Source organism: Streptomyces kaniharaensis (assembly GCF_009569385.1).
Taxonomy (GTDB): Bacteria; Actinomycetota; Actinomycetes; order Streptomycetales; family Streptomycetaceae; genus Kitasatospora; species Kitasatospora kaniharaensis.
On record NZ_WBOF01000002.1, the window covers coordinates 420,008 to 444,604 of the forward strand.

Here is a 24,597-nt window from a genome sequence, read left to right on the forward strand (position 1 = left end):
GAGCACGTCGCGGTCGCCGCGATCCTCCATGACGTCCGAAGCCTGGCGCCCACCCGACGCGACAGCCGGACCGCAGGCGTGCCCATCACCAGCCCGAGCAGCCGAAACGGCCCGCCGAATGAACCGACGGGCCGTCACGAAAGATCGATGCTAGTACAGCGTCAGGCAATTTCTGCGCGACAGGGCGAAGGATTGCCTGACGCTGTACTAGGCATTGTCAGGCGCCGAGCCCAAGGCCCCAACCCGCATTGCTGGGACCGTAGGTGTACGGGCAGGTGATGGAGTAGGTGTAGTGCTGGGGACCATCCAGCGTGCCGGTCCACACCTTGGTGAAGTCACCGATCCAGGGAATGGCCCCCTTGCAGTCCACGCGCAGGTAGTACGTGGCGGTCGAGTTCACGTCGCAGCTGAAGTTCATCGTGCGTCCGTTCTGCGCCGTCGTGCACGAGATCGACGGCGAATCCGCCGAAGCAGGGCCCGCCAGGGCAAGGCTGACGCCCACCAGTGATGCGCCAGTCAGTGCCACGGCGGCACCCTTGCGAGCTATTCCAGAAAACAGCATGGTTACTCCCCCTGTTTGATTGTCACCTTGCTATAGGATTCCAACAGTGCCAATGGCAATGACCTTGGAGTTGTGCGCCACACGGCTCTGCTGCTCACCCAGCTTTCCATCGACCTCTCTGACCGGAAAGGGCATCCGAGAATAGGCTCATGGACCCGATCTCTTCCGCGCCCTCACGTGATACCACGATAGTTCCGAAGTCGCGTGAATAGATTGGCACTGGGTCGACAGTTCCTTGGTTGTGCATCTACTCGGCTGTCAGCGCGAACGCCTGGTGCCGGTGCTCGCTGGGCGAGATCCCGTACGCGGCCCGGAAGGCTCGGCTGAAGTCGTCGGCCCGGGGGATGCCCCACTGGGCGGCGACGATGTGGATCGGCACGGCGCGCAGCGCAGGATCGGCCAGGTCGTGGTGGGCTTTCTTCAGCCGCTGGCTGCGGATCCAGGCGGCGACAGTCTCGCCCTGCGACTCCTGGGTGAAGACACGGTGCAGGTAGCTGAGGGAGATGTGGTGGGCGGCGGCGACCGTGGCCGGGGTCAGATCCGGGTCGTGGAGGTTGTGGCGGATGAACCTGCGGACGCTCTCCATCAGGGCCCGCCGCCGGGTTTCCTGCGGCAGGGCGGGGAGGGCGTCGAGTTCCCTTGCGATCCAGGCCGCCACCAGGTCGACCACGACCGTCCCGAGGCGGGCCGCCTCGGCCGGCTGCAGGGTGTGGGCCTGACGCTCCAGCCCGATCAGGAAGTGCGCCAGTACTGCGCCCGAGCCCACGTTCGCCGACAATCCACGGCCGAGCAGGTCGCGCACCAGGCAGCCAGGCACCGGCAGCAACGGCTGGGGGATGTCGATGCCCAACCCGGCCGCGTGGGCGTCCTCCGGACCGGCGCCGAAGACCCTCACGTCGTACGGGGTCGTGTTGTCCACCAGCGACAGCTCCCCGGGGCCGATCTTGTCTCGCTGGTCCTCCCCGCGCCGTAGTGCCTGGGCACCGGAGGTCAGCAGGGTCAGGTGATACAGCTCCGGACTGTCCGCGCGCCGCACCATTCGCTCGTTGCGGACGAAGCGGACGGACCGGAACGATGTCCAGAACATCGCCACGGGACCCAGTTCCGACCACCGCAACTCCGCGTCGAAGCTGTCCGCGTGCGCACTCGTCGCATCGCAATCCCGCGTTTTGCCCAGCACGTCCCGCCAGTACTCGAAACGCTCCTTCGCCGGCAAACCCTCGTCCCACGGAGCCCCCGGGACATCAACCGCCATCTCCACCCCTCCAGCAAGCACTCCCCCGCCGAACCGGCGAGGTTCCCCGACGACATCATCATCTACAGCAATGTCCACGCCAAGTACGCACCCGAAGGAAACCGGAGTGCCAACGGAACCGGCCCCGTGACGGCGGCCCACAGGGGGCCCCGATCAAGTGACCTGTTGTGGGTCCGCTCGGAGAGACGGGCAGGGGGCGGGTTCTCGCAAGAGGCGCTGATCGCGGGCTCGTGACCGCGACGGCCCGTTCCTGCTGGCCATGTCTGTAGGCCGGCTCGGCAAGTGAGGTTCCCCCGGGGTGCGGAAGGTTGCCGGATATGGCCTGATTGGCCGTGAGAAGGGAGCCTCTGCCATGGCTGCACCGATGAAGTGAGCTTGCTCCGCTTTGACGGACACCGTTGGTGTGGTGGCCAGGTCGACGGCGGCGACGCCACCTTCGAGACCGCAGCCCCGACCTGGGAGGCCTTCGACGCCTCTGCCTGGACGTTCACCACCCGCGAGCGTGCGGGGACACCGGTGGAGGTCCCCGTCACCGCGGCAGTGCGCAACTGGGTGCCGGGGAGATGGCATCACCGGAGTGCTCCGCGTCCGGGTGCCCCATCACGCCCGTCCTTCCGCCGCGACCGACCGGTGCTGTCCGGAGGGCGGCTCAGGAAGGAGATCCACCTCCGGGGATGCGAACGATACCGGTCGGCCGCCGTCGAAGTCGTCGATGGCGGCCCAGGGGACTCCGGCGGTGGGTCAGCCGACCCGGTGCAGGGCGGCGGCCTCCGTGCGGTGGCTGAGGTGGCTGGTGACGTCGACGACGCCGTCCACGCTTCGGCACAGGCGCTCGACCACCGGCGCCTGGCCATGGTGGTCGAGCGTGCCGGTGAGGGTGACACGGCCGTTGTGGACCTGGACGTCGAGCGCGTCCGGGTCGATGCCGAGGACGCGGCGCAGGACCTCGGCCCGGATCTCCTCGCGGATCGCCGTGTCGTGCCGGAGGAACACGCGGAGCAGGTCGCTGCGGCTGACGATGCCCACCAGGCGGCCGGCCTCGTCGACGACGGGCAGGCGCTTGGCGCGCTCGCTCTGCATCAGGCGGGCCGCTTCGACGACCGTCCATTCCGGGCGCGCGCACACGGCCGGGGCGGTCATCAGGCCCACGGCGGTGGTGGCCCGGCTGCGGGCGCGCTCGCGGGGCGGTAGGTCCGGGGTGAGGAGCAGTCCGGCGGGGTCTTCCTGGGCGGCCTCGTTGAGCAGCAGGTCGGCCTCGGAGACCAGGCCGAGCGGCCGGTCCTCCTGATCGAGGACAGGCACGGCGGTGATGTCGTGCTCGGCGAGCAGCCGGGCGATCTCCTTGAACCCGGTGTCAGGCCGTACGTGCACGACGGCCGACGTCATCAGTTCTCCCACGATCCGGTGTCGCATGGTCGGTTCGCTCCTCTTCGATCGGCGGCACGGCCGCGCGTGTGGGTGCTGGGTGTGCGGGTCGCTGGGTGTGCGGGTGTGGGCCGGCGGGCCGGTGCGCCGGCCGGGTCAGTCGTTCCGGTGGCGAACCACGATGACCGGGCAGGGCGCGTGCTGGACGCAGTGCTGGCCGACCGAGCCGAGCAGGGCTCCGGCGAAGCCTTCGTGGCCCCTGCTGCCGACGACCAGGAGTTCTGCGCCGTGGGCCGCCTCCAGCAGGCACGCCGCGGCGCCGCCCTCCTGCACCCGGGTCCTGATCCCGACCGGAGCGCCGGAACCGGTCACCTCCCTGACGCTGTCGTCGAGGACCTTCCGCGCGAGGCCCGGAAGGTCCTCGTAGGCCTCGATCGGCACCGTCCACCCGGTGGCCACCGGGTGCTGCCACGCGATCAGGGCCTCCACCACGGCACCCTGCATGCGGGCCTGGCCGACGGCCCACCGGAGTGCGTCAACCGACGCCGGCGATCCGTCTACACCCACCACGATCCGCTGCTCCGGTCCGGTCTGCTCGCTCACGTGCCTTCTCCTTCGTGTTCTCGTTGGTCACAACCATCGGCACTGCCGGCGAAGTTGCGAAGGACCGAACGGGTCCCGAAGGCCGGGACCTTCAGCCCGGCCCTTGCCCGGCACAGGGATGCGAGTTCCTTGCCGAAGGCAATGCCGTTCGGTGCGGTCTCGGGCCTGCCGGTCCCGCCCGGACCGCGTGAGCGGCCGAGGCCGGGATCCGCGCCATGCCCTCAGCGGGCCCCTTGCGCGGGGGACGACGATCAGCGGACACTTCGCGTGCTCGACCAGGGCATGGCTCACCGACCCGAGGAGCAGACCCCGGAAGCCGCCGAGGCCCCGCGAGCCGACGACGAGACACCGGGCCCGAGCGGCCTCGCCCAGCAGTGCTCTCACGGGGCGTCCGAAGACCACCTCGTGTTCGACCTCGACTCGCGGGTCGCGCTCTTGCGCAACTCGCGTGTTACACACGGCAGTTCGGCCTCATCCCAGCCTGCAGCCTCCGCGCGTGCGGCGGAGGTCCACCCCGGCCGAGACCGGCAGACCTGGACCACGCGCAGCACGGCCCCGTGTGCCCCGGCCTGCGCGAAGGCGAGTTCCAGAGCCACCAGGGAGCCCGGCGATCCGTCCACTCCGACGTCGACCAGCGGCCTGGGGGCATTCGCGGCGGTGTCTGCCGCCTCGCGGACGACCGCCACCGGGCAGGGGGCGTGGGAGCTGAGCGGGATGCCGATCGGCGGGAGCGTGAGCACCTGCTCGACAACCGGCCTGCGCTTGGCTCCGACGACCAGGAGCGAGGCGTCCGCGGCCTGCTCGGCAGCCCGCGCGCCCGCGGCCCGTCGACCACACGGGTCCCGGTCTCCAGGCTGGGGTGCCGCTCCTCGACGAGCTTGCGTGCCTGTGCCAGGACGATGTCGCCCCCGCCCCGGACGTGATCGTCCAGCAGGCGCGGGGTGTCCTCGTCCGGATCGGTCCGCGGCCACGCCAGGACGTGGACCAGCCGCAGTGCCCGGCCGGTGCGGGCGGCCTCGTCCGCCGCCCAGCTCACGGCTCCGCGGCCGGCCGCGGAGCGGCCGACGCCGACGACCAAGGGCCCGGGCACGGGCACGACGGCCCGAAGGTCCCGGTCCGCCGGTCCCGCGCACCCGGGATGCCACCGGGACCGTCGTTCCGCCACCGGTGACCAACGGCCCAACGACCCACCAGCCGGCCCGGCAGCAAGCTGTCGTCCACACCCCCGATCGATGGACTCGATCGCCCGGCACCAACCGCCGGGATCGCTGGTCATCCAGCCGATGACGGTTCGGCGCACGACAGTTGAGGAGACATCCGATGCCCAAGGCCCACCTGGTCGGCGGCGGCATAGCCGCCCTGTCCGCAGCAGCGTTCCTCATCCGGGACGCGGGTTTCGCCGGCGGCGACATCCACCTCTACGAGGGCCAGGACGACGTCGGCGGCAGCCTGGACGCGGGCGGCACGCCTGAAACGGGGTACACGATGCGCGGCGGCCGGATGTTCGAGGCACAGTTCCGCTGCACGTACGACCTGCTGTCCGGCATCCCCTCGCTGGACGACCCGTCGAAGTCGGCCACCCAGGACATCCTCGACTCACACGAGGAGTCCCCTTGGGACGACCCCGCCCGACTGGTGCGCGCAGGCGGCGAGATCTGCGACGGACACGCCATGGGCTTCTCCGAACGCCACCGGCTCGAACTGGTCAAGTGCCTGGCCACGCCCGAGCGGCTGCTGGACGGCAAGCGCATCACGGACTGCTTCGACGAGGGGTTCTTCACCACCGACTTCTGGTACATGTGGTGCACCACCTTCGCGTTCGAACCCTGGCACAGCGCCATCGAATTCCGGCGCTACCTCAAGCGGTTCGTCCACCTCTTCCCGGAGTTCGAGACGATGTCCGGGATCTACCGGACCCGCTACAACCAGTACGACTCGATCGTCCGCCCGCTCACCGCCTGGCTCCTGGAGCAGGGCGTCCACCTCCACACCGGCCACCGGGTCGCGGACCTGGCCTTCCGGCACGGGCCCGGCACGAGCGTCGAACGCATCCACTTCACCGGCGCGCAGGACGACATCCCGGTCAACGACGACGACCTCGTGTTCGTCACCAACGGCTCGATGACCGCCGACTCCGTCCTCGGCTCCCACACCGCCCCGCCGGAGGACCCGGACACCTCCCTCAGCCCCGACTCCTTCCTGTTGTGGCACCGGATCGCGCGCGGCCGCGAGGACTTCGGCAACCCCGCCGTCTTCGACCTCCACGCGGGCGAGTCCACCTGGGAGTCCTTCACCGTCACCGCCAAGGACCCGGCCTTCCTCGACTGGATGGAGAAGTTCACCGGCCGGCCGACCGGCCGCGGCGGCCTGCTCACCCTCACCGACTCCCCGTGGCTGCTCACCGTCGTCGTCAACCGTCAGCCGGTCTACCAGCAGCAGCCCGAAGGCGTCTCCGTGTGGTGGGGCTACGGCCTCTTCCCCGACAAGCCCGGCACCTTCGTCAAGAAGCCGATGCGGGAGTGCAGCGGCGCGGAGATCCTCCAGGAGGTCCTCCAGCACCTGGCCCTGGACCCCGACACCGCCGAGAAGATCGCCGGGACCTCGACCGTCATCCCCTGCCTGATGCCGTACATCACCAGCCAGTTCCTGGCGCGCGGCCACGGCGACCGGCCGCAGGTGGTGCCGAAGGGCTCCACCAACCTCGCCTTCATCGGCCAGTACGCCGAGGTCCCAGACGACGTCGTCTTCACCGTCGAGTACTCCGTGCGCACCGCCTGGACCGCCGTCGCGCAACTGCTCGACCTCGACCGGCAGCCCCCGGCCGTCTACAAGGGCCACCACGACCCGCACGTCCTGGCCCAGGCACTGCACACCATGCACCGGAAGTAGCCCGACCGGCTCGCCCCGGGGAGGCGGGCACCGCCCGCCTCCCCGCTCCACCCGCACGACCCGGCCCGGCGCCTCGGAGCCCTGCACCTCGGAGCCCGGTGCCTCAAAGGCCGGCCGACGGTCCTGTCCCAGCGCCGCAAAACGACCGATCCACCGCGAAATCGACAAGGAGAGCTCTCCATGGCCGTCCACCACCCGCACCTCCCCCGGTTCACCCACCGTCTCGCCACGCACCGGCGACCGGTCGCGGCCCGGCACGCCCAAGAGACACCGAACGCCATCGCCCTGACCACCGGGGCACGGCTCGCAATCGCGGGCGCCAGGATCACTGTCGGCTTCGTCTTCCTCTGGGCCTTCCTCGACAAGACGTTCGGCCTCGGCTACGCCACCAGAGAGGCCGGATCCTGGCTCAACGGCAGCTCCCCGACGAAGGGCTTCCTCAGCCACGTCTCGGCTGGCCCGCTCCAGTCCACCTTCCACCAGTGGGCCGGCCAGGCCTGGGCCGACTGGCTGTTCATGCTCGGCCTGCTCGGCATAGGCCTCGCCTTCGTCGGCGGCGTCGGGATGCGCGTCGCCGCCGGTGGCGGCGTCCTGCGTGCTTGAAGCGGTGCAGCAGCTCGCCGGTGAAGACCGGCTGGAGCGGAGGCTCGCCACCGCCGCCGGTGGCGCCGCCGCCGGAGGCGCGGATGAACTCGACGCACTTGGCCGCCTCGCCGTGTTGGTGAGCGAGATGCCGTCCTCGGCCTGCTCGTACGGCAGCTTGGCGACGGACATCGAGCTGGCGACGTAGCCGTGGGCGTCGCGTCCGTTCATCGGGTTGGCGCCCGGGGAGAAGGGCTCGCCGGCCCGGCGGCCGTCCGGGGTGTTGCCGGTCTTCTTGCCGTAGACGACGTTGGAGGTGATGGTCAGGACGGACTGGGTGTGCTCGGCGCCCCGGTAGGTGGGGTGCCTGCGCACCTTCGCCATGAAGTCCTCGACCAGTCGGACGGCGATCTCGTCGGCCCGGTCGTCGTTGTTGCCGTAGGCCGGGGAGTGCCGCACGGGGAGGCGGCCGATGGGGTATGCCTGCGGGCCGAAGGTCCCTCACCGCAGGCTGCGACACCCAAGAACGCCCGGGGCCGAGCACGCCAGCGGCCGTGGCAGGACCAAGTGCCGGTCCTGCCACGGCCGGCGTGGCATTGTCGGTCAGTCGTGCGGCACCACCGCGACCGGGGCGTGTGAGTGGTGCACCACCGCGTGGGCCACGGCGCCCAGCCCGGGAACAGCCAGCCGGCCCGCCGGGATCCGCCGGCCCACCACCACCAGCGAAGCGCTGCGCGAGGCCTCCACCAGTGACTGCTGTCCACCCCGACCACGACGTCACCGTGCACGTCGCCCTGGCCGTCCGTACCGGCCCCGACCAGGACCACCGGGCAGGCGGCGTGCGCCGCCGCGCGCAACGCGACCGACCCGAGCAGCAGCCCGGCGAGGCCGCCGATCCCGCGCGAGCCGAGCACCAGCAGGCCTCCGCCGTCTCCGGCGGCGACCAGTGCCTCGGCCGGACTGCCGGGCACGTGCTCGCAGGAGACCGTGAGGCCCGGCAGCACCTCCACGATCTGATCCCGCAACGCGAGCACCGGCCGGGGCAGCAGCTCCACCGGGTCCGCGGCCTCCACCGAGAACTCCGGCCGCGCGCCGACGTGGATCAGCCGCAGGGCCCGACCGCTCCGATGCGCCTGGTAGGCCGCCCACTCGGCCGCCGCCGCGCTCTGCGCCGATCCGTCGACTCCCACCACAACCGCGTGAGACATGATCACGTCCTCCTCCGCTCTCCGGTCGCGGCACCGATGTGCGCGAACCCCGTGTCTGATGGACAGGCTCACGGCTGGTGAAGGCCTGCCACAGAGGCCGAGCAGCCCCTGGCCGGTCCCAAAGGTCCCGGTCAGGGGCTGAGCTCATGCCTCGGGCACGACCGCCACCGGGCAGTCGGCGTGGTGCAGGACCGCGTGGGCCACCGGGCCGAGCCAGGCGACCCGATCACCCGGGCGGCGGCCGAGCACCAGCAGCCGGGCCTTGGCAGACGACTCCACCAGCACCCGGCCCGGCGAGGCACACTCGGTGTCCGCGACCACCTCGACATCGGGATAGGTCAGCTGCCAGGGCTCCAGGACTCGAGAGAGCAGCGTGCCCCCGCCGTTCCGGCCCCGCTCCGCTCCTCCAGCTTCCGAACCTTCGTCGGCATGCACCACAAGCAGCGGCAGGCCATGGCTTCGTGCAGCCAGGAAAGCGAACTGGAGCGCCTCCTCGGCCGGGCGGCGGGCGTCCAGCCCCACCACCACCTGCTCACGCGGATGCGCGCCCGGGCCGTCCACCGGAAGCAGCACCGTAGGACAGCCGGCCCGCGCGGCGATGTGCAGGGCAGTGGAGCCGACCCGCAGCTCCGGGAAGCCGCCGCTGCCACGCGCCCCGAGGACCAGCAGTTCGGCGTCCTCTCCAGCGGCGACCAGCGCCGAGGTGACGGCGTCGTGGACCTCGTCGGTGCGGACCGGCACCTGCGGGTGGCGCACCGCGAGGACGTGCCGGACCTCGTGCAGCAGGTCACCGCTGGGACGAGTCTGGCGGCTCCAGCTGGGGAGCAGGTGCGGCATCAGGGGCAGAGCGTGCAGTACGCGCAGCGGTCGGTCACGCAGCAGCGCCTCACGTGCGGCCCAGTCGGCGGCGGCCAGGCTGGCCTCGGAGCCGTCGACGCCTACGGTGACAGTCAGGTCCATGGTGCTCATCTCCCTCTCGTGGGGCGCCCCGGCCCGGGTCAGCTGCCCGGCTGCCAGTCGGCGATCTCGGGCAGGTCGGTGCCGTGCTCGCGGATCCAGTCGTGGTGCCGGCTGCGCTGGTCGGCCATCGCCTGCCGGATGGCGGCGGCGCGCACCGCGAGGCCGGGCACCCGGTCGATGACGTCCATGACGAGGCGGTAGCGGTCCAGGTCGTTGCGGACGACCATGTCGAAGGGGGTGGTCGTGGTGCCGGACTCCTTGTAGCCGCGCACGTGCAGCTGCGGGTGGACGGCGCGGCGGTAGGCGAGGCGGTGGATCAGCCACGGGTAGCCGTGGTAGGCAAAGATCACCGGCTTGTCGCGGGTGAAGCGGGCGTCGAACTCGGCGTCGGGCATGCCGTGCGGGTGCTCCTCGGCGGGCATCAGTCGGGCCAGGTCCACCACGTTCACCACCCGCACCGCCAGGTCGGGCAGGTGACGGCGCAGCAGCTCAGCCGCCGCGACCACCTCCTGGGTGGGGACGTCTCCGGCGCAGGCCAGCACCACGTCGGGCTCGCGGTCGCCTTCGTCCGTACCCGCCCACTCCCAGATCCCGGCGCCCCGGGCGCAGTGCCCGCGGGCCTCGTCCAGGGTGAGCCAGTCGAAGCAGGGCTGCTTGCCGGCGACCACCACGTTCACGTAGTCCCGGCTGCGCAGTACGTGGTCGGCGGTGGCCAGCAGGGTGTTGGTGTCCGGTGGGAAGTAGACCCGGACAGCTTCGGGGCTCTTGTTGAGGACGTGGTCGACGAAGCCCGGGTCCTGGTGGGAGAAGCCGTTGTGATCCTGGCGCCAGACGTGCGAGGTGAGTAGGTAGTTGAGCGAGGCGATGGGGGCTCGCCAGGGGATCCGCCGGGTGGTGCGCAGCCACTTGATGTGCTGGTTGACCATCGAGTCGACGATGTGGACGAAGGCCTCGTAGCAGGAGAAGAGACCGTGCCGGCCGGTGAGGAGGTAGCCCTCCAGCCAGCCCTGGCAGGTGTGTTCGGAGAGGATCTCCAGCACCCGGCCATCGCGGGCCAGATGCTCGTCGACCGGCAGGGTGGCGGCCTGCCAGGCCTTGCCGGTGACGCCGTAGACGGCCTGGAGCCGGTTGGAGGCGGTCTCGTCCGGGCCGACGATCCGGAAGTCGCGGCGTTCGGCGGTATCGTCCATCACCTGTTCGAGCAGGTCGCCGAGGATCCGGGTGGGTTCGTGCAGGGTGGCGCCGGGCTTGTCGACCGGGGCGGCGTAGCGCTCCAGCTCGGGCAGGGGCAGCTCGCGCAGTAGTAGGCCGCCGTTGGCGTGCGGGTTCGCCCCGAGCCTACGGCGTCCCTCGGGAACACACTCGAGGACCTGGTCGGTGGGCTGGCCCTGCTCGTCGAAGAGCTCCTCGGGGCGGTAGGAGCGCAGCCATTCCTCCAGCTGTGCGAGGTGGGCGGGGTTGTCGCGGACCTGGTCGAGCGGCACCTGGTGGGCGCGCCAAGTGCCCTCCACCGGCACGCCGTCCACCTCGTGCGGGCCGGTCCAGCCCTTGGGGGTACGCAGCACGATCACCGGCCAGGCCGGACGCTCGGTGGCTCCGTCCTCGCGGGCGGCGCGCTGAACGGCGGCGATCCGGTCGAGGGCGGTGTCCATGGCGGCGGCCATCGCGCGGTGCACGGCCATCGGGTCGTCGCCGGTGACGTACAGCGGATCGTGGCCGTAACCGCGCAGCAAGGCGTCCAGTTCGTCCTCGGGCAGGCGGGAAAGCACTGTCGGGTTGGCGATCTTGTAGCCGTTCAGGTGCAGGACCGGCAGGACCGCGCCGTCGTGCACCGGGTCGAGGAACTTGTCGCTGTGCCAGGAGGCGGCCAGCGGCCCGGTCTCCGCCTCACCGTCGCCGATCACGCAGGCGACCAGCAGGTGGGGGTTGTCGAAGGCGGCGCCGTAGGCGTGCGAGAGCGCGTAGCCCAGCTCGCCGCCCTCGTGGATGGAGCCGGGCGTCTCGGGCGCGACGTGGCTGGGGACTCCGCCGGGGAAAGAGAACTGCCGGAACAGCTTCGCCATGCCCTCCTCGTCGCGGGTGACGGACGGGTAGGTGTCGCTGTAGCTGCCCTCCAGCCAGGAGCCGGCCAGCACCGCCGGCCCGCCGTGTCCCGGGCCCCAGACGCAGACGGCGTCCAGGTCGTGCCGGGAGATCATCCGGTTGAGGTGGGTATAGATGAGGTTCAGTCCCGGCGAGGTCCCCCAGTGGCCGAGCAGGCGGGGCTTGATGTGCTCGGGACGCAGCGGTTCCCGCAGCAGCGGGTTGGCCATGAGATAGATCTGACCGGCCGCCAGGTAGTTGGCGGCCCGCCAGTGGGCGTCGAGCGCCCGCAGCTCGGCCTCGGTCGGCTCTCCGGGCGTTGATGCGGCGGTCACGGTCATGGCTGCGGTCTCCTCGGAGTTCGGTCGACTTCGCTGGCCGCCGACGCGGACCGCACCCATCGTCACGCCGCGTACCCGCTCCAACACAGGGCCGACCGGGTCATAGTCCAGCGGGTGGGAAAGGGACCTGCGGCCCAGCCGAACCTCCCGTGCGCCGCCGCGGGGCCCGACGGGCCAGAAAGCCGGGGACCAACGACCCCGGAGCGGGGCCTGTCGGCCCGCGCGCGCTTCCCCGGCGCTGCCGGAGGCTGGCGGCACCCCCTGCCGACCGTCGCAGGGGCGGACCCGGCGGACGAATGGAACACGACATGATCGACAGCGAGCGCGAGGCGAAGGCGTACCTGGTCGGCGGCGGGATCGCCGCCCTGGCCGCCGCGGCCTTCCTGATCCGGGACGGCGACGTCCCCGGCGAGAACATCCACATTCTGGAGCAGCTCCCGCTCGCGGGCGGCTCGCTCGACGGCCGGGGCTCACCGGAGGCGGCGTACGTGACCCGCGGCGGGCGGATGCTGGAGGACGAGGCCTACACCTGCCTGTGGAACCTGTTGGAGACGATCCCCACGCTGGACGACCCGGAGGTCTCCGTCAGCCAGGAGATCACCGACTTCAACCGGGCATGGCCGACCGACGCCAAGGCCCGGCTGATTGACCGCGACCACTGGATCGTCGACGCCGCCTGCCTCGGCCTCAACGCCCACGACCGTCTGGAGCTGACCCGGCTGCTGGTCCTGCCCGAGTCGGTGATCGGCGCGCGCCGGATCGACGAGTTCTTCACCGAGCACTTCTTCGGCACCAACTTCTGGGCGATGTGGCGCACCACCTTCGCGTTCCAGAACTGGCACAGCGCCATCGAGCTGAAGCGCTACCTGCTGCGCTTCCTCCAGGAGTTCCCGCGCATCCACACCCTGGCCGGTGTACGCCGCACCCGCCTCAACCAGTACGACTCCATCGTGCGGCCGCTCACCGCGTGGCTGCTGGAGCACGGGGTGCGCTTCGAGCACGGCGTCACCGTGACCGACGTCGACTTCACCGAGCACGGCGGCATCCGCCGTGCCAAGCGCCTGTACCTCGAACGCGAGGGCCTCCGTGAGCAGGTCGAACTCGGCGATCTGGACCTGGCGTTCATCACACTCGGCTCGATGACCGCCGACGCCTCCTACGGAGATGACCACACCGCACCCGAGGTCATCCGCGACAAGCGCGACGGGAGCTGGACGCTCTGGGAGACCCTCTCCCGCAAGGCTTCCGACTTCGGCCGGCCCGCCGTCTTCAACGGCAGCATCCCCGAGGCCGCCTGGGAGTCGTTCACCCTCACCATGCGCAGCCCCGCGCTGCTCAAGCGCATCGAAGAGTTCAGCGGCAACGCCCCGGGCACCGGCGCGCTGATGACCTTCAAGGACTCGCCATGGCTGATGTCGATCGTCGTCCCCCGCCCCCCGCACTTCGACGGACAGCCGGACGACGTCTTCACCCTGTGGGGCTACGGCCTGTTTATCGACACCCCGGGCGAACACACTGCCAAGACCATGGCCGAGTGCACCGGGCGAGAGATCCTCACCGAACTCCTGGGACAGCTCGGCTTCGAGGACCTGACCGAGGAGGTCCTCGCCACCACGACCGTCACCACCGTGATGATGCCCTACATCACCAGTCAGTTCGCCCGCCGCGGCGCGGGTGACCGCCCGCGTGTGATCCCGCACGGGGCGCGCAACTTCGCCCTCCTCGGCCAGTACGTCGAGATCCCCGAGGACGTGGTCTTCACCGTCGAGTACTCCGTGCGCGGCGCCATGCACGCCGTCTACCAACTCCTCGGCCTTGACCTGCCCGTCCCTCCGGTCCACCACGCCCTGGCCGAGCCTGCCACGGCCCTGCGGGCCCTGCGAACCGCCTTCGCCTGAAACACGGGGATTCAGCCGGCGCCCGGCAGGGGGACCTTCGGGCCGCCCGCCGGGCGCCGGTCGGCCCTGTCCCGGAAAGCCCGTGCCCGCGAAAACTTGCCCGGCACCATCACCGCACTCGCCCATCCTGGAGAGGAAACATCCATGGCCGAATACGTGCTCGCCGCCATTGACGGCTCGGAGGAGAGCATCGCCGCCGCTCGCTGGGCGGCCGACGAAGCCACCCGCCACGGCCTGCCGCTGCGCCTGGTCCACGCCCAGACCTGGCTCGACGACCTGCACAACGACCGCAGTCAGCCGGCCGACGTCCGTGCCCTGACCACGCGCATGCTCTCCGATGCCAAGCGAGCGGTGGACGACACCCACCGGAGACTGGAAATCCGCGCCGAGCTGATCGGGGGCGGCGAGCCTGTCGACGTGCTGGTCGACGCGGCGGCCGACGCCCGCATGCTGGTCCTCGGCTCCCGCGGGCTCGGCGGCTTCGGCGGACTCATGGTCGGCTCCATCGGCCTGGCCGTCACCGCGCGCAGCGAGGTCCCGACCGTGCTGGTCCGCTCCGGCGGGACCGAACGGCCCGACGGGGCCGAGGTCGTCGTCGGCGTCGACACCCGCGAGGCTGCCCCTGACGTCATCGACTTCGCGTTCCGCGAGGCCGAGCGGCGCGGGGCGGTGCTGCGAGCCGTGCACGGCTGGACGCCCCCGCCGGTCTGGGGCTACGCCGGCTGGGTGGCCCCGCAGCCCGAGGCCGAGCAGTTCCGGGAGATCGAGGACGAACTCTTCACGCTGGCGATGACCGGCTGGCAGGAGAAGTACCCCGAGGTCACGGTGGTCCAGGACAGCAGGATCGGAAGCGGCGCCGCGGCCCTGGTCGACGCCTGCGCCGACGCGGACCTTGTCGTGGTGGGCCGCCGACGCCGCCCACAGCACCACGGCGGCATGCGGCTCGGGCCGGTCGCCCACGCCGTGCTCCACCACGCGCAGCCCCCGGTCGCCGTCGTCCCGCACGACTGAACCCACCCACCGCATCGAGGGCGGTGGACCGCGGCACGCCCGGCGTCCACCGCCCTCTTCCCGTGCCCAGGCTTACGCCGAACATCCGAAGGCGTCCGCCGGACCCGGCTCGAGTTCCCGGCCGCCGACGCGGCCGGTCAGCTGTTCCTCCTGACTGCCCCGGCCCGCTTGGAATGCGACGTTCTCTGAGCACCCGACCGGTGGAGAGCGCCGTGTACGGCTCGTTGCCCCGGGACAGCCGTACTGGTCCAGCCGTCGCGCAGACCGCGCATCACGACCCCGCCGAACATGGACCGACCCCGGCCTTCGACACCTACCGGACAGAGAGCTCAAGAACTCCACCGGCACGGGGCGGACGGCAGCCGGGACGGCGCCGGCCAGTGGGTAATCAACCGCCCCCGCTCCGCCCCCGGGGGCCGGGCCCTCCCGGTCCCGCTGGAGTGCCGCCCGCTGGAATGCCACAACGTCGTCCTCACCCCGGCAACACCACCGCGGTGGCCGCCGAGGCCGAGCGCCTGGACGCCCGGCTCCGATCCCGCCCGGTCTGTCACCGCTGCTGCACGCCGACCTCACCCGGCGCCGCGACGCGATCCACGCTGCGCTGTTGTCACTTGGTGTTGGCCTCGGCGTTCTGGGGGGTGGAGGTGGAGAGGGTGAAGGCAAGCAGGGCTGTGGCGGTGAAGTCGTCCGCGGATTCGACCGTCTGCCAGGCTCCTACATGGTCCATGTAGCCGCTGCCGCGTCCGTCGAAAGCCGCGAAGGGGTTGCCCTGGTTCGTCGGGCACTTGCGCATGGCGGGGAAGGAGTTGAGGTCCTTGAGCTTGGCAGCGGCGTTGGGGCCGTTGACGACACCGCCCAGCAGGATGTCGCCTTCCCCGTCGAGGTCACCGGCGAGGTTGGCGGCCTGGTGCTCGGGGCAGTGCGGGAAGGTGGTGCCTGCCCCGATGACGAAGGAGGAGCCCCAGGCGTTGGCGCCCAGCGTCCAGTTGCGCTGCTGGGTGGCGAAGGCGTCATAGCGGGAGTCTCCGGTCACGCGGTGGTACAGCTGGGCGGTGGCGGCCAGACCGAAGGTGTGGGGCACGGAGTCGAAGTCGGTGTAGACGGCGCCGGCTCGGAACGGGTCGCGGGCCGCGCGGGAGCTGCCGTCGTCGAGCTGTCGCTTGAGGTCGGCGACAAGCTGGCTGCTGGTCACCTCTGTGTTCGGGGCGCCATAGTTGAGGAGCTTGGCGAGGTCGGCGTGTGCGAGTGCGCTGACGTCGCCAAGCCCCAGGGTGCCCTTGGTGTCGGAGTTGATGTACTGGTTGGCCCAGTGGCCGGCTTGCTTGATCCAGTCGGCTGCCCGGTTGTCGCCGAGGGCCTGGCCGGCGAGGGCCAGCTCGCTGGCGCCGAATTCCATGTCGTCCTGCCAGGATGCCTCGGGATAGAACCCGTGGGGGAAGGCAGTGACCAGCTGGTCACCGGGTGCCGTATTGGCGAGTTCGTAGATGTGTGCGGCCTTTTCCAGCTCCGCGTGTGCCCGGTCCGGGTTGTCTGCCGCGTCCAGCTGGGCGGCCAGGGCGAAGGTCGCGGCGACGCGCCCGGCGAGGTTGGGGCTGATCTGTTTGCCGGGGGGTGCCGCACGGAAGACCGGTCGGTGCTTGATCAGGTAGTTCGGGTCGCCGGGCTTGACCTGGAGGGCGTCGTCGGCCTCGGGCAGGCGCCAGATGTCGTGATCGGAGCGGATTTTGCCGCTGCCGTCGTCCGTGTCGCCCTTGCCGAGACCGACCTGCACGTAGAGGGTGCGGGACTCGTCGTCCCACATCTTGTCGAGCCAGTCCAGCCCGTGGCGGCTCTCGGCGGCCAGCTCCTTCCCACCGACGGGCATGGCCCGCTGCGCGAGCAGCAGACTCGCGGTGGAGTAGGAGGCGGTGTGCGTGAACTTGAGGAAGTCACCGGCATCGTTCCAGCCGCCGGAGACGTCGACCGGGCCGTCGACCGGCTTGAGGGGCGCCAGCAGAACCTTCTCGTCCGCGTCGTAGGCGGGGGTGTCGTACACGGTGGCCTGGCGGTCCGCCAGGTGTGAGGGCTTGCGTCGCAGCTCGGTGGGAACGACGTTGGCTCCGTCGCGCTGGGCCTGAAAAAAGCGGACGTTGTCCTGGATGAGCTTGCCGAACAGTTCGTCCGCGGGAGCGATGTGGAACTGCGGGGAGGTCGCACTCACGGGCCCGAACACCTCCACCCGGTAGTCACCGGGCTCGGTGAGGCGGGACAGGTCCAGGGTGTGAACGGCCTTGTAGGTGCTGTTCCACCCGCCGGTGGAGGCCCCGACCTTGCCGCTCAGCACTTCCTTTCCGGAGGCGTCCCGCACCCGGAAGGACGCCTTGGACGCGGAGGCGGAGGTCATGAGGTAGGCCTGCTTGGCCTCACCGGACGTGTAGCCGACCTGGTCCACGCGCACTACGGCGCGAGGTGCTGCGGACGTGGAGGCCGCTGCGGTCGTTCCCTGGGCGGACTGGATGCAGCAGACCGCGAGCACGGTGGTCGCCACGCCGACAGCGGTCATGCCGATGACGCCGGCACCTATTTTTTCCATGCCCGCAGGCTGCCAGCGGCTTCATGAGGCGATCATGAGGAAGGCAACAGCACCTGGAGCTCCCATGCCACGTCGACGCTCGTGAAGCCGCCTTCGACGGCATCCTGGTGCTTCAGTACCGGTCGAGTGAGGCCGTCCGTCGGCTCGCCGTCCCCGCGCCGCACCTTGCTCCGGTGACCGGCGCTGCTCTTCGGGCCTCGACGGCCTCCCGAGCGCGAACCGGCATCCACCGGTCCACTTCGGGGATGCCTAGACCCATCAAAGCCGCATAATCTACTCCCATCACCGTGACCCAGTCTTTCGCGATCTTTCCGACCAAGTCGGCTCCCCGGTCATGCGCGTATTGGTCCTTGAGGACGACCCAGAGCTTGGCCCGGCGATCACCAGAGGCCTGCGCGAAGCCGGCTTCGCCGTCGACTTCGCCGGCGATCTCGCCGAGGCTGACTTCAAACTCGCCGTCCCTGATCGCCGACCGCACTCTGCCCGATCGCCCGTATCAGCGGCCTAATCGGGGTTTTGACACCCTTCAGGCGTCGAAGGCGGCCGTGCGTCGGCAGGCCGGGGGCCGTTCTCGACGACCCGTTCTTGATGGTGAGGCAGTTACTCCCGGCAGGTCACTTCTTGACGAAGCTCGCCCAGTCCGGTGCCTGGCCCGGATCCAGGGTGCGCAGCCGGGCGAGCACGCTGGGGTCCTGGACGTCCAGCCAGTCGGCGAGTTCCTTGAACGAGACGCAGCGCACGTCCGGCTTCGTGCAGGCGGTCCGCATCACGTCCTCGACCGCCTTCATGTAGATGCCGCCGTTCCAGGTCTCGAAGTGGTTCCCGATGAACAGCGGTGCCCGGCTGCCGTTGTAGGCCCGCTCGAAGCCGTTGAGGTAGCCGTCCCGGGTCTCCTTCTCCCAGCCCGGGTACTTCGACGTGTCGTCCGACGGGTTGTCGCCGGACTGGTTGGCCATGAGGTTGAAGTCCATCGAGAGGAACTGGAAGTTCTTTTTGGGGTACGGGAGTTGCTGCAGAGGGAAGTTCCAGATGCCGTTCGTCCTGGTCGGCCATATCTGGAACTCGCCCGGCGAGCTGGCGTCGTAGCGCCAGCCCAGCTGCTTCTCGACCGGCAGCAGGTTGGTCTGCCCCTCCAGGCACGGCGCCCGGCCGCCGACCAGCTCCTTCTGGTAGTCGAAGGGTAGCGGCGGGATGTCGTTGTATCCGGTGTTGGTCTTCCAGTTCTCCACGAAGGAGTAGGCCTGCTGGGTCTCGCTCAGCCACTCGGAGCTGCTCCAGGTGTCGCCGCCGCCGGGGGCGGGCTTGCAGAAGTGCCCGTTGAAGTGGGTGCCGATCTCGTCGCCGTCCGCCCAGGCCTGCCGCAGCTGCGCGAGGGTGTCCTTGATGTGCTGGTCGGTCGGGAGGTCGATGGCCGAGGTGCCCACCGGGTGCTGGGGCGGGTGGTAGAGGTAGCGCTTGGATTTGGGCAGCAGGTAGATGCCGGCCAGGAAGAACGTCATCTGGGCGTTGCTCTGCTCCGCCACCTGGAGGAAGTGCGAGAACAGGCGCTCGTCGCCCTCCAGCGCGCCGTCCCAGGAGAAGACCACGAACTGCGGCGGCTTTTCGCCCGGCTTCAGCTTCTGCGGCACTAGCTGCTTGGGCTCCGGTCCGGTGTCGGAGGTGGACCCGTCACCGAGCACGTGGACCGTGCCGTCCCACGTCTGGCTGGCCGAAGGGCTCGGACGGCCGGCCTCCGGGCTGCTCGGCACGGCACTCTCCGGCGTCGCCCCGGCGGCCCCCGGATGGCCGCCCGGGCCCGGCGTGGCGGGAACCAGCGCGAGCACGGCCGCTAGTCCGATGCCACCGCTCAGCAGCAGCGTGGTACGACGGGTGGTCTTCATTGTCAACCTCGTTCCTGGAAGTGATCTCCCTATGGGGGAGACGCCGATGGCAGTCACATCCGTCGCCCGCACGGATGGTGACGACTTTTACTCGTACGGATCGCGCGGCTGGGGAACTGCCGTCACCTGGGCCGCGTTGAGGGCCGGCACGGCATCAGACCGGGCCTGCGCCGGGTCCGGCTGCCAGACTCCGGTCACCTCCACCCAACTGTTCGTCGGCGGCATCGGCATGCCGCGGATCTCGACCTTGTAGGTCACCGCGTCGGCCGCGCAGCAGCTGATCACCAGACGGGTGACGTACCAGCCACCGCCGCTCTTCGGCATGACGAAGCCCAGCAGCTTCACCCGACGCCCCAGCAGCGGTTCGGTGGTGTCCCACGCGGCCCGGACGTCGAACTCGGCCAGCGGCAGCGGGAGCGGATCGCCGGTCGGCAACGGCGGGAAGCCGGTGGCGGCCGTGTCGGGCTTGGCCATGGTGTTCCCGGCGTGCTGGGCGGTGTAGGGGCCGAGGGCGGGCGGGGAGACCAGCAGGATGGCGATCACCGGGAGGATGAGCAGCCAGGCGATCCGCAGGCCATGGCTGTGGCCGTGGGCATCGTGGCTGTTCGCGTCGTGGCCGTGGACGTCGTGGCCGTGGACGTCGTGGTCCCCATCCGCACGCCGGGCCGCGCGCAGCGCCACTGCGGCGGTCAGCACACCCAGCAGCACGACCACCACTCCGGCGGCGATCAGGTACGGCCGCAGCGCCGCCCGTACGTAGCGCAGATAAGCGTCGCTGAGGAGCGAGATCCGCAGCACCGCGGTGCCCAGCAGCACCAGCAGGATCGCCTGCGCCTCACGCCTCATCACAGCCACCACCCCGCCACCGCCGAAGCCGCGACGGCCACCGTGAACGTGGTCCCCGAGAAGCGCCAGGCGAAGGACCAGCCGAAGGTGCCGGCCTGCATCGCCACCAGTTTCACGTCCACCATCGGACCGACCACCATGAAGGCCAACCGAGCCGCGAGCGGGAACACGCTGAGGCTGGCCGCGACGAACGCGTCCGCCTCCGAGCAGACCGCCAACAGCACCGCCAACAGCGCGAGCACCAGCACCGAGACGCCGGACAGGTGGGCGACGCCACCAAGCCACTCCCGGGGAACCACCACGTTCAGCGTGGCCGCGGTGATGCCACCGATCACCAGGAACCCGGCCGCGCGCAGGAACTCGTGCGCGAACGCCGCTCGGAACGCCGTCCACCGCCGCTCCCCGGCTCCCCGCTCCCGCCGCACCGAGGGCCGCAGCCATTCCGGCCGACCGAACCGAGCCCACAACCAGCCCACTACGACGGCGGTGACCAGCGAGGCACCGAACCGGGCCAGCACCATCGCCGGCCGGCCGGGGAAGGCCACCGCAGTCGCGGTGAGCACCACCGGGTTGATCGCCGGCGCGGAGAGCAGGAAAGCCAGCGCGGCGGCCGGCGCCACCCCGCGCGCGATCAGGCCGTCCGCCACCGGCACCGAGGCGCACTCACAGCCCGGCAGCACCGCCCCGGCCAACCCCGCCGCCGGCACCGCGAGCGCCGCCCGCTTGGGCAGTGCCCGCTCCAGGAACGAGGTCGGCACCAGCGCGGTGATCGCCGCCGAGAGCACCGTCCCCAGCACCAGGAACGGCACAGCCTGCACGCAGATGGCCACGAAGACCGTCGCCCAGGCCTGCACCCCGGGGGCGGTGAACCACCCGGCCAGCCACTGCCGCCCCACGAGCAGCAGCACCATGCCGGCCACCAGCAGCTCAAGCGAGCCGATCCGCTGCCTGCTGCGCCGCCTGCCGGGTGGCGCCGCCACCGGCTGCGCGACGGCGCTGCCCCGCCCCTGCTCCGTCATGGCCGTCCGCCACCCCCGCACTCCCCGATCACTGTTCCTTGGACCTCTTCCTCAGGCGCATCTACGTCTTCTTGGAGATCAAAGACCCGCTGTGTCCACGTCCCTGGCGTCACCGCCCGTCCGAGCGGCATGGGATCCCGATTCCAGGCTCGTGGACTCACCCCGCCGGCAGGTCCTTCTCGTAGCTGCTCCAGACGTCCTCCGGGAAGGCGGTTGCCGCCGCGGACTTGGCCGGGTCGCCCTGCCCGTCCAGCGGCAGCGTCTGCACGCTGCGCGCGTCCAGCCGGAACACGGCGACCGCCGTGGACACCTTGCCGCTGTAGCCGACGAACCAGCCGGCGGTGTTGTTCTGGGTGGTGCCGGTCTTGCCGGCGACCGGGCGGTCGGGCAGCCGGGCTCCCTGCCCGGTGCCGTGCTGCACCGCCTCGGTCAGCGCCGCGTCGACGTGCTGCGCCACCTGCGGGCTCAGCACCCGGGTGGCCGTCGGCCTGTCGAGACCGACGCCGGACCCGTTGCGGGTGATCCGCAGCACCGAGTACGGGTCGGTGTGCATGCCGCCGGCGGCGAAGGTGCCGTAGGCGTCGGCCATCCGGACAGCGCTCGGGGTGGAGTTGCCGAGCGAGAATGCCGGCACCTGGGGGCCCATGCTGTCCGGCAGCAGTCCCAGCGAGGTGGCGGTCTGCCGGACCCGGTCCAGGCCGACGTCCAGGCCGAGTTGCTCCATCGGGCTGTTGGCCGACTGCGCCACCGCCTCCTGCAGGGTGATCGTCCCGAAGGACTTGCCGCCGTCGTTGAGCCCCTTGACGATCTTCCCGTTGCGGTCCCAGTACGGGCCCTCCGCGGTCTGCATCGGCGCCTGGTCGTCGCCGTTGTAGGTGGTGCTCGGGGAGACGGGCGTGCGGCCGCCGTCCACCTGCCGCTGCACGCCCTGGCCGAGCCCTGCGGCGTACACGAACGGGGTGAAGGCGGAGCCGGCCTGCACGATCGCCGAATTGGCGTTGTCGTAGCCCTGTTTGAGGTAGTCGGGGCCGCCGTAGACGGCGAGCACCCGGCCGTCGGTGGCCACCGAGGCGGCGCCCACCCGCAGCTGGTCGTCGGCCTTCAGCCGGCCCGACGCGGCCTGTACCGCGGCGGTCAGCGCGTTCTCCGCGGGCTTCTCGAAGGTGGTGTAGATCTGGTAGCCGCCGAGGTCGAACTGGGCATCGGTGATGCCAGTGCGCGAGGTCACGTACTGCCGGGCCATGCCCACCAGGTAGCCGGTCTGGCCGCTGAGGCCAACCTGCTTGGGCGGCGCCTGGGGCTCGGGGAAGGTGGTGTAGGTCGCCCGCTCGGCCGGGGAGAGCTTGCCGATCTTGACCATGCGGTCCAGGATCCAGTTCCACCGGTCCACCGCACGCTGGTGGTTCGCCGGGCTGATCGCCGGGTCGTAGAGTCCGGCGCCCTTGAGCAGAGCGGCCAGGAAGGCGCCCTGGCTCGGGTTGAGCTGGGAGACGTCCTCGCCGTAGTAGGCCTGGGCCGCCCGCTCGATGCCGAAGCCGCCGCGGCCGAACCAGCTGGTGTTGAGGTAGCCCTCCAGGATCTGCTGCTTGCTCAGCTTCCGGTCGAGCTTGACCGACATGAAGATCTCGGTGAGCTTGCGACCGATGGTCTGACGCTGGTTCAGGTAGGCGTTCTTCACGTACTGCTGGGTGATGGTGGAGCCGCCCTGCGTACCACCACCACTCGCCATGTTGTAGACCGCCCGCAGCATGCCCTGGAGGTTCACACCCTGGTCCGAGTAGAAGGTCTCGTTCTCGGCGGCCAGCGCCGCCCACTGCACCCCCTGCGGGATCTGGCTCAGCGGGATGTCCTCCCGGTTGATGTCGCCGGTGCGAGCCATCTCGGGGCCGTCGGCCCAGAAGTAGACGTTGTTCTGCTGGGTGGCGAAGGCCTTGAGGTCGGTGGGGATCTTCGTCTCGTGGTAGGCGTAGCAGGCCAGGCCCACCAGGCAGGCGAGGCCGAGCAGTGTGATCCGCAGCAGGTGCCGCCAGGACGGCAGCCAGCGGCGCAGCCCGGTGCGGTCCGGCCGGGGGTAGCCCTTGGGTCGCCGGGGCTTGCGGCGCTCGGGACGGACCAGGGCCCGGGCCAGCCGACGCAGCCGCAGCCCGGCCCTCCTGCCCTGGCTCGGACTCCGCTTGGCCTGGTGGCGACTGTTGGCAGGCAATGCGCGCCCCTCCATGATCTGGACTCTCGTTCGAATTCCTCCCCTTGAGGCGACGTCGGGGAGGGATTTTGGTTACACGCCGACCGCCTCGGATGCCGGCCGACCGCTCAGGTGTCGAGCCGGCGGTCCCGGCGGGCGCAGCCATCGGCCTCGAGCGGCTCTCCGCGTCGGGCACGGGTCGACGGATTGAGCCTCACTCATGTCTCCTTGTGATGGGACGTTGCCGGATGGGGTGTTGCGGGCGTGGTCGTCCCGCACGGGGTTCGGCGAGTCGGGCTCAGGTGGCGGGCGGGCCGGTGCGAGGACGGATTCTTCTCGGCCATGGCGGCTGCCTTCGGTTTCGGGAGGGTGGGAGCGCGCGAACGACCCCGGCGGCACGGCGGGGGACCGTGCCGCCGGGGAGCTTGAGCTGGTCAGGCCGTTCGCCGCCGGGCGGGGATCCGATGCTCGAAAGTGCTTGCGCGGGAAGGCGAGTTCGACGTGATGTGCTCACAGACGTTCAGGCTGGCCCGCGTATGTGATCGAAACCGGGCTGGGAATATGACCGAACCGCAACAGCTCCCGCATTGTGATCATCAGGTAACAGTGTTCGGGCCGACCGGCGGCCTGCACCGATACTGACCTCATGTCTCGTGTCCTACTGGTTGAAGACGACCCCGCTGTCCGCGAAGGCGCCAGGCTTGCACTACGCCGCCAAGGGCACGAAGTCGCCGCGGCCGAGACCGGGGAGGACGGGCTGGCCCAGCTTCGGTCGTTCCAGCCGGATGTCATGGTGCTCGATCTGATGCTGCCCGGAATCGGTGGCCTTGAGGTCTGCCGCCGCGTCCGCGCGGACAGCCAGCTCCCGATCATCATGATGACGGCCAGAGGCGACGACGTGGACATCGTGGTCGGACTGGAGACCGGGGCGGACGACTACGTGGTCAAGCCCGTCCAAGCCCGCGTCCTGGATGCCAGGATCCGCGCCGTACTGCGCCGCGTCGAAGCCGGTCCGTCGCCCGAGGGCGCTGCTCCGGCAGCCGAGACGCACGGCGAACTGCGCATCGACCGAGCCGCACTCACCGTCACCTGCGGGGGAGCGGCGGTCCCGCTCGCCCCGTCCGAACTGCGGCTGCTGCTGACACTGTCCGCCGCCCCCGGCCAGGTGTTCAGCCGCCAGCAACTCCTGGAAGCCGTCTGGGAACACAGCTACCACGGTGACGCCCGGCTGGTGGACGCCTGCGTCAAACGACTTCGGACCAAGATGGGCGAGCCCCCGCGGCAGCCGCGCTACATCCAGACCGTCCGGGGCTTCGGCTACCGGTTCCACAGCCCCCGGTGA

The 24,597-nt window shown here is 70.6% G+C and carries 21 protein-coding genes and 3 pseudogenes; 6 read left to right on the forward strand and 18 right to left on the reverse strand.

What is annotated here, in order from left to right; translation table 11 throughout:
* Positions 1-217: 217 nt before the first annotated feature.
* From F7Q99_RS29425 to F7Q99_RS43785, 7 genes and pseudogenes are all read right to left on the reverse strand, one after another.
* Complete coding sequence (locus F7Q99_RS29425; protein WP_153466965.1) at positions 218-526, reverse strand: hypothetical protein; 309 nt, start codon at positions 524-526, stop codon at positions 218-220.
* A gap of 283 nt (positions 527-809) precedes the next feature.
* Entirely contained in the window at positions 810-1,817 is a 1,008-nt protein-coding gene (locus F7Q99_RS29430) for an AraC family transcriptional regulator (protein ID WP_153466966.1), read from the reverse strand.
* Between the two features lie 741 nt (positions 1,818-2,558).
* Positions 2,559-3,230: a CBS domain-containing protein gene (locus F7Q99_RS29435; RefSeq protein ID WP_153466967.1), complete on the reverse strand. Its 672-nt coding sequence runs from the start codon at positions 3,228-3,230 to the stop codon at positions 2,559-2,561.
* A 108-nt stretch (positions 3,231-3,338) separates the two neighbouring features.
* On the reverse strand, positions 3,339-3,785 hold the full coding sequence (locus tag F7Q99_RS29440; RefSeq protein ID WP_326847315.1) for a universal stress protein: 447 nt from the start codon (positions 3,783-3,785) through the stop codon (positions 3,339-3,341).
* A gap of 27 nt (positions 3,786-3,812) precedes the next feature.
* A complete protein-coding gene (locus tag F7Q99_RS43775) occupies positions 3,813-4,244 on the reverse strand; it encodes a universal stress protein (RefSeq protein ID WP_407697880.1) in 432 nt (143 codons plus the stop codon).
* Positions 4,166-4,525: a universal stress protein gene (locus tag F7Q99_RS43780; protein ID WP_407697881.1), complete on the reverse strand. Its 360-nt coding sequence runs from the start codon at positions 4,523-4,525 to the stop codon at positions 4,166-4,168. Before F7Q99_RS43780 ends, F7Q99_RS43775 begins: the two co-directional genes overlap by 79 nt.
* 92 nt (positions 4,526-4,617) lie before the next feature.
* A pseudogene (locus F7Q99_RS43785) lies at positions 4,618-5,061 on the reverse strand (universal stress protein); the annotation flags it as partial.
* A 44-nt stretch (positions 5,062-5,105) separates the two neighbouring features.
* Here F7Q99_RS43785 and F7Q99_RS29460 point away from each other — a divergent pair.
* The 3 genes from F7Q99_RS29460 (at position 5,106) to F7Q99_RS29470 (ending at position 7,464) form a co-directional block, all read left to right on the forward strand.
* The gene (locus F7Q99_RS29460) at positions 5,106-6,674 is read left to right on the forward strand and encodes an oleate hydratase (RefSeq protein ID WP_153466969.1); all 1,569 of its coding nucleotides are present in this window, start codon (positions 5,106-5,108) and stop codon (positions 6,672-6,674) included.
* Positions 6,675-6,854: 180 nt separating this feature from the next.
* Complete coding sequence (locus tag F7Q99_RS43790; protein ID WP_407697882.1) at positions 6,855-7,277, forward strand: hypothetical protein; 423 nt, start codon at positions 6,855-6,857, stop codon at positions 7,275-7,277.
* Entirely contained in the window at positions 7,270-7,464 is a 195-nt protein-coding gene (locus tag F7Q99_RS29470; RefSeq protein WP_153466970.1) for a hypothetical protein, read from the forward strand. The genes F7Q99_RS43790 and F7Q99_RS29470 overlap by 8 nt, the downstream gene beginning before the upstream one ends.
* Here F7Q99_RS29470 and F7Q99_RS29475 read toward each other — a convergent pair.
* The 5 genes and pseudogenes from F7Q99_RS29475 to F7Q99_RS29490 form a co-directional block, all read right to left on the reverse strand.
* Positions 7,389-7,703, reverse strand: a pseudogene (locus F7Q99_RS29475) (pyruvate formate lyase family protein); the annotation flags it as partial. The gene F7Q99_RS29470 and the pseudogene F7Q99_RS29475 sit on opposite strands and share 76 nt — an antisense overlap.
* 156 nt (positions 7,704-7,859) lie before the next feature.
* Positions 7,860-8,003, reverse strand: coding sequence for a universal stress protein (locus tag F7Q99_RS43385; RefSeq protein ID WP_326847316.1), 144 nt, complete (start codon positions 8,001-8,003; stop codon positions 7,860-7,862).
* 128 nt (positions 8,004-8,131) lie between these two features.
* A pseudogene (locus F7Q99_RS43390) lies at positions 8,132-8,464 on the reverse strand (universal stress protein); the annotation flags it as partial.
* A gap of 144 nt (positions 8,465-8,608) precedes the next feature.
* On the reverse strand, positions 8,609-9,433 hold the full coding sequence (locus tag F7Q99_RS29485; RefSeq protein ID WP_153466972.1) for a universal stress protein: 825 nt from the start codon (positions 9,431-9,433) through the stop codon (positions 8,609-8,611).
* A 29-nt stretch (positions 9,434-9,462) separates the two neighbouring features.
* The gene (locus tag F7Q99_RS29490) at positions 9,463-11,847 is read right to left on the reverse strand and encodes a phosphoketolase family protein (protein ID WP_153466973.1); all 2,385 of its coding nucleotides are present in this window, start codon (positions 11,845-11,847) and stop codon (positions 9,463-9,465) included.
* 308 nt (positions 11,848-12,155) lie between these two features.
* Here F7Q99_RS29490 and F7Q99_RS29495 point away from each other — a divergent pair, with 308 nt between their 5' ends.
* Together F7Q99_RS29495 and F7Q99_RS29500 are read left to right on the forward strand one after the other, a co-directional pair.
* Positions 12,156-13,745, forward strand: a complete 1,590-nt coding sequence (locus tag F7Q99_RS29495) for an oleate hydratase (protein ID WP_230210987.1) — start codon at positions 12,156-12,158, stop codon at positions 13,743-13,745.
* A gap of 144 nt (positions 13,746-13,889) precedes the next feature.
* The gene (locus tag F7Q99_RS29500; RefSeq protein WP_153466975.1) at positions 13,890-14,756 is read left to right on the forward strand and encodes a universal stress protein; all 867 of its coding nucleotides are present in this window, start codon (positions 13,890-13,892) and stop codon (positions 14,754-14,756) included.
* Positions 14,757-15,363: 607 nt separating this feature from the next.
* On the opposite strand, the gene F7Q99_RS29505 is transcribed toward F7Q99_RS29500, so the two are convergent.
* From F7Q99_RS29505 to F7Q99_RS29530, 6 genes are all read right to left on the reverse strand, one after another.
* Positions 15,364-17,328 carry a glycoside hydrolase family 9 protein gene (locus F7Q99_RS29505; protein ID WP_153466976.1) on the reverse strand — a complete coding sequence of 655 codons (1,965 nt, stop codon included), beginning with the start codon at positions 17,326-17,328 and terminating at the stop codon, positions 15,364-15,366.
* A 112-nt stretch (positions 17,329-17,440) separates the two neighbouring features.
* Positions 17,441-17,806 carry a hypothetical protein gene (locus tag F7Q99_RS29510; protein WP_153466977.1) on the reverse strand — a complete coding sequence of 122 codons (366 nt, stop codon included), beginning with the start codon at positions 17,804-17,806 and terminating at the stop codon, positions 17,441-17,443.
* Positions 17,807-17,942: 136 nt separating this feature from the next.
* Positions 17,943-19,208, reverse strand: coding sequence for a polysaccharide deacetylase family protein (locus F7Q99_RS29515; protein ID WP_153466978.1), 1,266 nt, complete (start codon positions 19,206-19,208; stop codon positions 17,943-17,945).
* Positions 19,209-19,295: 87 nt separating this feature from the next.
* A complete protein-coding gene (locus F7Q99_RS29520; RefSeq protein WP_153466979.1) occupies positions 19,296-20,054 on the reverse strand; it encodes a TIGR03943 family putative permease subunit in 759 nt (252 codons plus the stop codon).
* Positions 20,054-21,073, reverse strand: coding sequence for a permease (locus F7Q99_RS29525; protein ID WP_153466980.1), 1,020 nt, complete (start codon positions 21,071-21,073; stop codon positions 20,054-20,056). The genes F7Q99_RS29520 and F7Q99_RS29525 overlap by 1 nt, the downstream gene beginning before the upstream one ends.
* 157 nt (positions 21,074-21,230) lie before the next feature.
* Positions 21,231-23,276 carry a transglycosylase domain-containing protein gene (locus F7Q99_RS29530; RefSeq protein WP_230210988.1) on the reverse strand — a complete coding sequence of 682 codons (2,046 nt, stop codon included), beginning with the start codon at positions 23,274-23,276 and terminating at the stop codon, positions 21,231-21,233.
* A gap of 625 nt (positions 23,277-23,901) precedes the next feature.
* On the opposite strand from F7Q99_RS29530, the gene F7Q99_RS29535 reads away from it, so the two are divergent.
* On the forward strand, positions 23,902-24,597 hold the full coding sequence (locus F7Q99_RS29535; RefSeq protein ID WP_153466982.1) for a response regulator transcription factor: 696 nt from the start codon (positions 23,902-23,904) through the stop codon (positions 24,595-24,597).